The sequence below is a fragment of the Streptomyces sp. NPDC048417 genome, from assembly GCF_040651615.1.
Lineage (GTDB): Bacteria > Actinomycetota > Actinomycetes > Streptomycetales > Streptomycetaceae > Streptomyces.
The window spans coordinates 158,039-168,894 of the sequence record NZ_JBEZKI010000028.1; the positions used below are offsets into that span (position 1 = coordinate 158,039).

8 protein-coding genes are annotated in these 10,856 nt (G+C 70.1%); 5 read left to right on the top strand and 3 right to left on the bottom strand.

Annotation, left to right across the window (positions count from 1 at the left end):
- Positions 1-4 precede the first annotated feature (4 nt).
- The 3 genes from AB0D59_RS37235 (at position 5) to AB0D59_RS37245 (ending at position 4,519) form a co-directional block, all read left to right on the top strand.
- Positions 5-2,038 (top strand): M4 family metallopeptidase, encoded by a 2,034-nt coding sequence (locus AB0D59_RS37235; protein WP_362575130.1) that lies wholly within the window; start codon positions 5-7, stop codon positions 2,036-2,038.
- A 253-nt stretch (positions 2,039-2,291) separates the two neighbouring features.
- Positions 2,292-3,932: a M4 family metallopeptidase gene (locus AB0D59_RS37240; RefSeq protein WP_362575132.1), complete on the top strand. Its 1,641-nt coding sequence runs from the start codon at positions 2,292-2,294 to the stop codon at positions 3,930-3,932.
- Positions 3,933-4,003: 71 nt separating this feature from the next.
- Positions 4,004-4,519 (top strand): DUF1990 domain-containing protein, encoded by a 516-nt coding sequence (locus AB0D59_RS37245; protein ID WP_362575134.1) that lies wholly within the window; start codon positions 4,004-4,006, stop codon positions 4,517-4,519.
- A 3-nt stretch (positions 4,520-4,522) separates the two neighbouring features.
- Here AB0D59_RS37245 and AB0D59_RS37250 read toward each other — a convergent pair whose 3' ends face one another.
- The 3 genes from AB0D59_RS37250 to glgP form a co-directional block, all read right to left on the bottom strand.
- Positions 4,523-4,870, bottom strand: a complete 348-nt coding sequence (locus tag AB0D59_RS37250; RefSeq protein ID WP_362575136.1) for a DUF6086 family protein — start codon at positions 4,868-4,870, stop codon at positions 4,523-4,525.
- Positions 4,871-4,905: 35 nt separating this feature from the next.
- A complete protein-coding gene (locus AB0D59_RS37255; protein WP_362575138.1) occupies positions 4,906-5,397 on the bottom strand; it encodes a SitI3 family protein in 492 nt (163 codons plus the stop codon).
- 193 nt (positions 5,398-5,590) lie between these two features.
- Positions 5,591-8,215, bottom strand: coding sequence for an alpha-glucan family phosphorylase (glgP, locus tag AB0D59_RS37260; protein WP_362575140.1), 2,625 nt, complete (start codon positions 8,213-8,215; stop codon positions 5,591-5,593).
- 217 nt (positions 8,216-8,432) lie between these two features.
- Between glgP and AB0D59_RS37265 the strand changes: the two genes are divergently transcribed.
- Together AB0D59_RS37265 and AB0D59_RS37270 are read left to right on the top strand one after the other, a co-directional pair.
- Positions 8,433-9,635: a S8 family peptidase gene (locus AB0D59_RS37265; RefSeq protein WP_362575142.1), complete on the top strand. Its 1,203-nt coding sequence runs from the start codon at positions 8,433-8,435 to the stop codon at positions 9,633-9,635.
- Between the two features lie 265 nt (positions 9,636-9,900).
- Positions 9,901-10,856 (top strand): maltotransferase domain-containing protein (locus tag AB0D59_RS37270; RefSeq protein WP_362575144.1); only part of this gene is annotated, 956 nt, incomplete at its 3' end.

Sequence of the window (10,856 nt, forward strand, 5' to 3'; positions counted from 1 at the left end):
AGTGTTGAGAAGCAGTTCCTCTCGCAGACGCACCCCCCACCGCACCGCAGTAGTGGCCCTCGCGGGCGTCACCGCCCTGATCGCCGCGGCCGTCCAGTCGGGCGCCGCCAGCGCCGCGCCCACCGCACCGAAGGCCGGCCGGATCAACCCCGCGCACGCCGCCGTCAAGCTCTCGCCCTCGCAGCGCGCGGAGCTGCTGCGTGACGCGAGCGCCGAGAAGGCCGCGACCGCCAAGGCGATAGGCCTCGGCACGCAGGAGAAGCTGGTCGTCAAGGACGTCGTGAAGGACGCCGACGGCACCGTCCACACCCGCTACGAGCGCACCTACGCGGGCCTCCCGGTCCTCGGCGGCGACCTGATCGTCGACACCGCCAAGTCGGGCGCCACCGAGCGTGTCGTCAAGGCGAACAACGCCACGCTCAAGGTCGCCGACCTCACCCCGGCCGTCAGCGCGGCGAGCGCCGAGAAGCAGGCCGTCTCCCGCGCCAAGTCCCTCGGCTCCACCAAGTCGGCGGCCGACGGCGCCCGCAAGGTCATCTGGGCCGGCTCGGGTACCCCCGTCCTCGCCTACGAGACGATCGTCGGCGGCTTCCAGGACGACGGCACCCCCAACCAGCTGCACGTGATCACCGACGCCGCCACCGGCAAGAAGCTCTTCGAGTACCAGGGCATCGAGAACGTCACGGGCACCGGCAACACCCAGTACAGCGGGACGGTGTCGCTGTCGACGACCCAGTCGGGCTCGACGTACAACCTGACCGACGGCGACCGCGGCGGCCACAAGACGTACAACCTGAACCACGGCACGTCGGGCACCGGCACGCTGTTCTCGCAGTCGAGCAACACCTGGGGCAACGGCACCACGTCGAACGCCGCCACCGCGGGCGCCGACGCGCACTACGGGGCCGCGGAGACCTGGGACTTCTACAAGAACACCTTCGGCCGCAGCGGCATCAAGAACAACGGCGTCGGCGCCTACTCCCGCGTCCACTACGGCAACTCGTACGTGAACGCGTTCTGGGACGACGGCTGCTTCTGCATGACGTACGGTGACGGCTCCGGCAACGCGGACCCGCTGACGGCGATCGACGTGGCCGGCCACGAGATGAGCCACGGCGTCACCTCGAACACGGCCGGTCTCAACTACACCGGTGAGTCGGGCGGGCTCAACGAGGCCACCTCGGACATCTTCGGCACCGGCGTCGAGTTCTACGCGGCCAACTCCTCCGACGTCGGTGACTACCTCATCGGCGAGAAGATCGACATCAACGGCGACGGCACCCCGCTGCGCTACATGGACAAGCCGAGCAAGGACGGCGGTTCGGCCGACTACTGGTCCTCGTCGGTCGGCGGCCTCGACGTGCACTACTCGTCCGGCGTGGCGAACCACTTCTTCTACCTGCTGAGCGAGGGCAGCGGCGCCAAGGTCATCAACGGCGTCAGCTACAACTCGCCCACGAAGGACGGCCTTCCGGTCACCGGCATCGGCCGGGACAAGGCGCTCCAGATCTGGTACCGCGCGCTCACCACCAAGTTCACCTCGACCACCAACTACGCGGCCGCCCGCACCGGCACCCTCGCGGCGGCGGGTGAGCTGTACGGCACCACCAGCACCGAGTACAAGGCGGTGCAGGACGCCTGGGCGGCCGTGGCGGTCGGCTCCCGCTCGGGCGGTGGCGGCGGTACGGGCACCTCGTACGAGAGCACCACACCGGTGTCGATCCCGGACAACGGGCCCGCGGTCACCTCGTCGATCACGGTCTCCGGCCGGACCGGGAACGCGCCGAGCAACCTCCAGGTAACGCCGAATATCAGCCACACCTGGCGTGGTGACCTGGTGATCGACCTCGTCGGTCCGTCCGGAACGTCCTACCGCCTGAAGGCCTTCAGCTCCTCCGACTCCGCGGACAACGTGACGGACACCTACACGGTGAACGCCTCGTCGGAATCGGCCAATGGAACCTGGAAGCTGAAGGTCCAGGACCAGGCCGCACAGGACGTCGGCACGATCAACAGCTGGAAGCTGACCTTCCCGTAAACCGCAGGACACGGACGTGGGCGACGGGCGCCGTCCGGGGGTTCGACTCCCCCCGGGCGGCGCCCGTTTTACATGTTCGCAATGTTCACCGAACACCTGCTTTTCGGCCAACATCACTTCAAGGTCCTGACATGTACGCGACCTTGATGTCACTCTTCCTTCACCCGTCGCACAGCACAGCAACTTCACAACCCCACAGCCGGGCCGGTAACCCCACATCGCCCCGGACTCCCCACATCCTGAAGGAGCTTGAGTGAGCCCCCTCTACGCGCGTCACAAGCGCACCACTCTGGCCATCGCCACCGCTGTCGCCGCCGGCGCCCTGCTCACCACGGGTATGACTGCGAACGCCACAGCCGCCGACAAGCAGCTGGCCGCCGCCCCCACCCTGCTCTCCAACTCCGCCCGCACCGCCCTCATCCAGAAGGCGCAGGCGGACGTCACCGAGACCGCGCAGCAGATAGGCCTCGGCGCCAAGGAGAAGCTGGTCGTCAAGGACGTCGTGAAGGACGCCGACGGCACCGTCCACACGCGCTACGAGCGCACCTACGCGGGCCTCCCGGTCCTCGGCGGCGACCTGGTCGTGCACACCTCCAAGGCCGGCAAGACCGAGGGCGTCACCAAGGCGACTAAGACGGCCATCAAGGTGGCCTCCCTCAAGCCGCAGATCAGCACCGCCAAGGCGGAGAAGTCGGCGCTCACCGTCGCCAAGTCGCTGGGCTCCAGCAAGTCGGCGGCCGACGGCGCCCGCAAGGTCATCTGGGCCGGCTCGGGTACCCCCGTCCTCGCCTACGAGACGATCGTCGGCGGCTTCCAGGACGACGGCACCCCCAACCAGCTGCACGTCATCACCGACGCCGCCACCGGCAAGAAGCTCTTCGAGTACCAGGGCATCGAGAACGCCACCGGCACCGGCAAGACCCTGTACTCGGGCACCGTCAGCCTCACCACCAGCCTGTCGGGCACGACGTACTCGCTGACCGACGCCTCGCGCGGCAGCCACAAGACGTACAACCTGAAGCACGGGACGTCCGGCACCGGCACCCTGTTCACCAACACCACCAACACGTGGGGCACCGGCACCGCCTCCAGCTCCACCACCGACGTGACCGCCGCCGCGGACGCCGCCTACGGCGCCCAGGAGACGTGGGACTTCTACAAGGACACGTTCGGCCGCAGCGGCATCAAGAACAACGGTGTCGGCGCCTACTCCCGCGTCCACTACGGCAGCTCGTACGTGAACGCGTTCTGGGACGACAGCTGCTTCTGCATGACCTACGGTGACGGCTCCAGCAACACCCACCCGCTGACCTCGCTGGACGTGGCCGGTCACGAGATGAGCCACGGTGTCACCTCCAACACCGCGGGTCTCAACTACTCGGGCGAGTCCGGCGGCCTCAACGAGGCCACCTCGGACATCTTCGGCACCGGCGTCGAGTTCTACGCGGCCAACTCCTCCGACGTCGGTGACTACCTCATCGGCGAGAAGATCAACATCAACGGCGACGGCACCCCGCTGCGCTACATGGACCAGCCCAGCAAGGACGGCGGCTCCGCCAACTACTGGTCCTCCTCGGTCGGCAACCTCGACGTGCACTACTCGTCGGGCGTCGCCAACCACTTCTTCTACCTGCTGTCCGAGGGCAGCGGCGCGAAGACGATCAACGGCGTGAGCTACAACTCGCCCACGTCCAACGGCTCCACGGTCACCGGCATCGGCCGGGCCAAGGCGCTGCAGATCTGGTACAAGGCCCTGACGACGTACTTCACGTCGACCACCAAGTACGCGGGCGCCCGCACCGGCACCCTGAGCGCGGCGGCTGCCCTCTACGGCTCCGGCTCCACCGAGTACAACGCGGTGGCGGCGGCCTGGTCGGCGGTCAACGTCAGCTGACACCGCACCGAGCGGTACTGGCGGGCCCCCGGGGAGAAGGCGTCCCGGGGGCCCGCCCTACGCTCTCTCCCATGTCCTTCACCTACGAGGCGGTCGGCGCCACTCGCGAGAACCTCGCCGCCTGCCCGCCGGGCTTCCACCCCTTGCACGTGCGCACGCGCATAGGCGAGGGCGAGGAAGTCTTCGACCGGGCCGCCGAGGCGGTCCTCACCTGGGAACTCCACCGCGCTCTCGGCGTCGGTATCGACGCCGACGCCGACCGCGCGGCCCCCGGCGTGGACGTCACCGTCACCCTCGCCGGCCTCATCAAGGCCCCCTGCCGGATCGTCTGGACGGCGGAGGAGTCCCGCCGGGCGGGCTGGGCCTACGGCACCCTCACCGGCCACCCGGAGTGCGGTGAGGAGGCCTTCCTGGTCACCCGCACCGGCGACGGCACGGTCTGGCTGACGGTCGCGGCCTTCAGCAAGGCCGCCAAGTGGTACACCCGCGCGGGCGGCGCGGCGACCCGGGGACTGCAGCACGCGTACGCCCGCCGCTGCGGGGCGGTGCTGCGGAGGCTGTGCGCGGATGCGGAGCCCGAGTTCTGACGGTCAGACCGGCATGGCCCGGGCGTGCTGGTCCCGCAGTACCGCCCAGGCCCGGTCCTGATCCGGACCGGGCATGGCGGGCGCCGGCTGTCCGGCGCGGTCGATGAGGACGAGCGCGGTCGCGATGAAGCCGAGGGACTGGGAGCGCAGGATTCCCTCACGCGTGCCGCTGAACCGGCCGACGGCCGCAGCGCAGAGCGCGCCGAAGGCCCGGAAGTCGACGAGGCAGACTCCGTCGACGGGGTCGGCGACACCTGAGGTGACACCGAAGACCTGAGCGAAGACCTCGGCGGTTCCCACGAATTCCTGGGCGACCTCGGTATTCGGGCACCAGATGTCGCGCCCCGGCATATCAGTCGCGTGAAACCGGAATCGCGTGTGCTGACTCACTCCGAGTCCATTCTGTGGGTTTCCCGCCGGAAGGGCCGCGTCATCAGGGCCAGCCGTTGTAGTGACCAGATGTCGTCCCGTTCGTCGAGGCTGAGCTCGCCGTTCCGGCGCAGCAGCCAGATCACCTCGTGCTGGAAGTGCAGAACCGCGTCGCCCTCGACGCGCTCCAGCAGACGCGCCACCAGCCCGACCATGTCGGTTTGCTGGAGGCCCACGTCCGCTCCTTTCCCCATACGGAAGGCCACGGAGACCGTGGGCGTGAAACCGAGTTCGGTGACGACAGGATCCCAGGGGGACAGCCGGTCCGATTCCAGCACCCGAACCCACAGGCCGCGAGAGGTGTAGAGAAACACCTCCTTGTCCAACAGCCGCTCGGCCGTGAACGACGCGTCGAACACGCCGATGTCCCTGCCGATTTCGGCAAGCCAGGTCGCGACCTCGACCGGCGACGACCCCGTCGCCACGTCAAGGTCAAAATCGATTGCCATACTGTTTGCTACCTTCGCGTCCTACGGATAGAAGTGGACCACGTTCCCGGCACGGTCAACGAACAGGACCTCTTTCAGGCCGCCAATAGGCCAGTCCTGAAACTGCTTCCGCAGCAATCCGACATCGACATCGAGCAATCCGACGCGCCAAGGGCAGGCAAAGCCCACCCTTGGCGCGTCGGATCCCGCGCGGTCAGCGCATCAGCACCCCGGCCCCCGTCACCGCCCCCTCCACAGGGACCACCACCAGTCCCAGCTCGGCGCCGGACGCCAGCAGTCGGTGGGCCGCGAGGATGCGGACCGTGTAGCCGTAGGGGCCCGTGCGGTCCAGGGAGAGGGGGCCCTCGTAGGTCCAGTGGCCCTCCAGGTCCGGGCCTCCCGTCGGTTTCAAGGGGACCGTCGTCGCGTCGGTGATGCGATCCTCCGGGTCGACCCGGCCGGAGACCGCCTGGACCTCCACGTCGTCCGGGGCGAGGTCGCCGAGGCGGACGCGGACGCGCAGGGCGAGGGTGGTGCCCAGTTCGGCGGTGGCCGTGGCGGTGGCCGCCTCGACGTGGTCCACCGAGACACCGTGCCAGGCCGCCCGCACCCTGCCCTTCCAGACGGACAGTTCGCGGGTCGCGTCGGAGGTCATGGACCGGTGGGCGTGGGCCGCCGGGGTGTAGAGGCGCTCCACGTACTCGCGGACCATGCGGCCCGCCAGCACCTTGGGACCGAGGAGGGTGAGGGTCTGGCGGACCATCTCGATCCAGCGGTCGGGCAGACCGGTCCGGCCGCGCTCGTAGAAGCGCGGGGTGACGCGTTGTTCGAGGAGGTCGTAGAGGGCGTCCGCCTCGATGTCGTCGCGACGCTCGGGGTCGGTGCCGGCGCCGTCCGCCGTCGGGATCGCCCAGCCGAAGTCCGGCTGGAACCACTCGTCCCACCAGCCGTCCAGGACCGAGAGGTTGAGGCCGCCGTTGAGCGCCGCCTTCATCCCGCTGGTCCCGCACGCCTCCAGCGGGCGCAGCGGGTTGTTCAGCCAGATGTCGCAGCCGGGCAGCAGCTTCTGCGCCATCGCCATGCCGTAGTCGGGCAGGAAGACGATCCGGTGCCGGACGCGCGGATCGTCGGTGAACCGGACCAGTTCCTGGACCAGCCGCTTGCCGCCGTCGTCCGCCGGGTGCGCCTTTCCGGCCACCACGACCTGGATCGGCCGCTCGGAGTGCAGCAGGAGGTCCATCAGCCGGTCGCGGTCGCGCAGCATGAGCGTGAGCCGCTTGTACGACGGGACGCGCCGGGCGAAACCGATGGTCAGGACGTCGGGGTCGAGGACGTGGTCGATCCAGCCCAGCTCGGCGGTACCCGCACCCCGTTGCCGCCAGGAGGCCCGCAGCCGCTCCCGCACCTCCAGCACCAGCTGCTCCCGCAGCGACCGGCGCAGCTCCCAGATCTCCTGGTCGGCGATCTCGGCGACCGCGTCCCAGCGTTCCGGGCCGCCCACGGTCAGCGCCTCCTCGGTCCGCCGATCGCCCAGCTGCCTCGCCCCCAGCCGCACCACCTCGGGCGCCACCCAGGTCGGGGCGTGCACCCCGTTCGTCACGGAGGTGATCGGCACCTCGTCGGCGTCGAATCCCGGCCACAGCCCGGAGAACATCTCCCGGCTGACGTTGCCGTGCAGCAGCGAGACCCCGTTGGCGCGCTGGGCGAGCCGCAGTCCCATCACGGCCATGTTGAAGAGGTTGGCTTCGCCGCCGGGGTAGGTCTCCATCCCCAGGCGCAGGATGTGCTCCACCCCGATCCCGGGCAGTTCGGCGTCGGGGCCGAAGTGGTGGGCGACCAGCTCCCGGTCGAAGCGGTCGATGCCGGCCGGGACGGGGGTGTGGGTGGTGAAGACGGTGCCGGCGCGCACCGCCTCCAGCGCGGAGTCGAAGTCCAGCCCCTGCGCGCACAGCTCGGCGATCCGCTCCAGACCCAGGAAGCCGGCGTGCCCCTCGTTGGTGTGGAAGACCTCCGGCTCGGGGTGGCCGGTCAGCCGGCAGTACGTCCGTACGGCGCGCACACCCCCTATCCCGAGCAGCATCTCCTGGAGCAGCCGGTGTTCGCTGCCGCCGCCGTAGAGCCGGTCGGTGACCCCGCGTTCGCCGAGGCCGTTCTCCTCCACGTCGGAGTCCAGCATCAGCAGCGGCACCCGGCCCACCTGGGCCAGCCAGATCCGGGCGCGCAGCAGCCGGCCGCCGGGCAGGGCGAGGGAGACGTGCGCCGGGGTGCCGTCGGCGTCCTTCAGCGGCACCACCGGCAGTTCGTTCGGGTCGAGGACGGGATAGTGCTCCTGCTGCCAGCCGTCCCGGGACAGGGTCTGCCGGAAGTACCCGTGCCGGTACAGGAGGCCGACGCCGATCAGCGGTACGCCGAGGTCGCTGGCCGACTTGAGGTGGTCGCCGGCCAGGATGCCGAGGCCGCCGGAGTACTGGGGCAGGGCGGCCGTGATGCCGAACTCGGGCGAGAAGTAGGCGACGGCGGACGGGAGTTCGGCGGCCTGCGGCCGGGACTGGTACCAGCGGTCGCCGGTCACGTAGTCGCTCAGGTCGTCGGCGGCCGCCGTCAGCCGGCGCAGGAACCGGCGGTCACCGGCCAGCTCGGCGAGCCGCGCCGGCGGCAGGCTGCCCAGCAGCCGCACCGGATCGCCCGCCGAGGCGGCCCAGCGCTCGGGGTCGACGGCCTGGAAGAGGTCACGGGTCTCGGTGTGCCAGGACCAGCGCAGATTTCGGGCCAGGTCGCTGAGGGGGCGGAGGGGGTCGGGGAGAACGGGACGGACGGTGAACCGACGGATCGCCTTCACATTCCACTCCACGCGTTCGTGGTGAGAGCCGTACGGCGGTGTGCGGCTCGGCGTTCCTCAGACGGTACCGGTGTCGAGGGGGCCGTTGTCGGAGCTCCGGCACCAGACCCCGGCTTCGTCCCCCGGTGGGCGGACCGAGACGCGTCACGCCTCCTTGTGGGACCCGGCGCCGCACGAGACGCTGCCCCCTTGAGCTGAGGAGGGGGAACTCACAGCCATGTCACGGACGATCAACCGGCGTGCGCGCCTGGCAGGGGGCTTGACCGCGGTCATCACGGCCGCGGTGCTGTCATCGGCCACCCTGCCCGCGCACGCCGTACCGGAGGGGACCGTGTTCGGCGCCGGCAGACCGGGCTCGGTCGGCGGAAGCTATCTGGTGACCCTGAAGGAGGGGATCAAGGGCGCGTCGGCGGCCGGGAGGGGCGTCGCGACCCGCTATGGGGCGAAAATAAGCCATACTTACGGCAGTGTGCTGAACGGATACGCCGTCCGGGCAAGCGCTGGACAGGCCCGGCGGCTCGCCGCGGACTCACGGATCGCCTCCGTCGTCCAGGACAGCCGGATACGGCTCGACCGCACCCAGACGAACCCGCCGTCCTGGGGCCTGGACCGCGTCGACCAGGCGGCTCTGCCGCTCGACAAGGCGTACACCTGGCCGACGTCGGGGGGCGCGGGCGTCACCGCCTACGTGATCGACACCGGCATCCGGATCGGCAACCGCGACTTCGGCGGCCGGGCGAGCTACGGCTGGGACTTCGTCGGGAACGACAGATCCGCCGGCGACGGCGACGGCCACGGGACACATGTCGCCGGCACGATCGCCGGGACCCGGTACGGCGTCGCCAAGAGGGCGAAGGTCGTCTCCGTACGGGTCATGGACGACACGGGGTCGGGCACCACCGCCCAGGTCATCGCCGGTATCGACTGGGTCACCGCACACGCCCGCAAGCCGGCGGTGGCCAACCTCAGCCTGGGCGGTGCGCACAACGCCCAGCTCGACGCCGCGGTACGCGACTCGATCAGGTCCGGGGTGACGTACACGGTCGCGGCCGGCAACGACGGCCGGCCGGCCGACCGTTACTCACCGGCCGACGTACCGCAGGCCCTCACGGTCGGCGCCACCGACCGCGCCGACGCCCGCGCGGGCTTCTCCAACTTCGGTGCAGCCGTCGACCTGTTCGCCCCGGGCGTGGCGATCACCTCGGACTCGTACACGAGCGACACCGGCAAGGCGACCTATTCGGGTACGTCGATGGCGTCACCGCACGTGGCGGGCGCCGCCGCGCTCTACCTCGCCGGTCGTCCGAGGGCCACCCCGGCCCAGGTCGCCGAGGCTCTGATTGCGGGGGCGGCGAGCGGGAAGGTGACCGGTGCGGGGCTCGGGTCACCCAACCGACTCCTCCGGGTGCCGAAATCGTAAAGCGTTTTCTCCCATGCGAACTCGCCACCGGCCCCGTTCGTACAGAACGGGGCCGGTCTTGTGCGTAGACATACGGCTGAGTAGTTAACAAAGTGCCGGATTGCCCACCCGAATAGGGTGGGAAGGCTCCTCCGGTACACCCCATGGACACAGCGCTGACACCCCGCACAGGTAGACCCTCAAGTACACCTTCGGATACAGCCGCAGGACCCGTCTCGCCACCATCCATCCGCCCACACCCACGTTGCCGCGGACAGGAGCGGTCATGCCCGCCACGCACCAGTCGTCAGCACCTCCGACACAGCGCACGTCACCTCGTGCCACACCCCCCGCGGACGAGGCCACCGCCGTCGGCCGCATACCCGTCCTCGACGTCCGTCCCCTGGTCCAGCAGGGGCGCCGGCCCGCCAAAGCGGTGACCGGGGAGTCGTTCGAGGTCACCGCCACCGTCTTCCGCGAGGGCCATGACGCCGTCGCCGCCAATGTCGTACTGAAGGACCCCAAGGGCCGCCCGGGTCCCTGGACCCCGATGCGGGAGCTGGCCCCCGGCACCGACCGCTGGGGCGCCACCGTCACCGCCGCCGGAAAACCGGGCCGTTGGACCTACCAGGTCGAGGCCTGGGGAGATCCGGTCACCACCTGGCGCCACCACGCCCAGATCAAGATCCCGGCGGGCATCGACACCGATCTGGTCCTGGAGGAGGGCGCACGGCTGTACGAACGGGCCGCCGCCGCTGTCCCGAAGTCCAGGAAGCGGGAGATCCTGCTGGCCGCCGCGGCCGCCCTGCGCGACGAGGAACGGCCCGCCCCCTGGCGCCTGGCCGCCGCCCTCACACCCGAGGTCGACAAGATCCTCCGCCGTTATCCGCTCAGGGAGTTGGTCACCTGCTCCGAGCCGTTGCCGCTGCTCGTCGAGCGGGAGCGGGCTCTGTACGGCTCCTGGTACGAGTTCTTCCCGCGCTCCGAGGGCACGGCCGAGCGGCCGCACGGCACGTTCCGGACAGCGGCCCGGCGGCTGCCCGCGATCGCGGAGATGGGCTTCGACGTCGTCTACCTCCCGCCCATCCACCCCATCGGGACCACCTTCCGCAAGGGCCCCAACAACACCCTGAGCGCCGGTCCCGAGGACGTGGGCGTGCCGTGGGCGATCGGTTCCCCGGAGGGCGGGCACGACGCCGTCCATCCGGACCTGGGGACCCTGGAGGACTTCCAGTGGTTCGT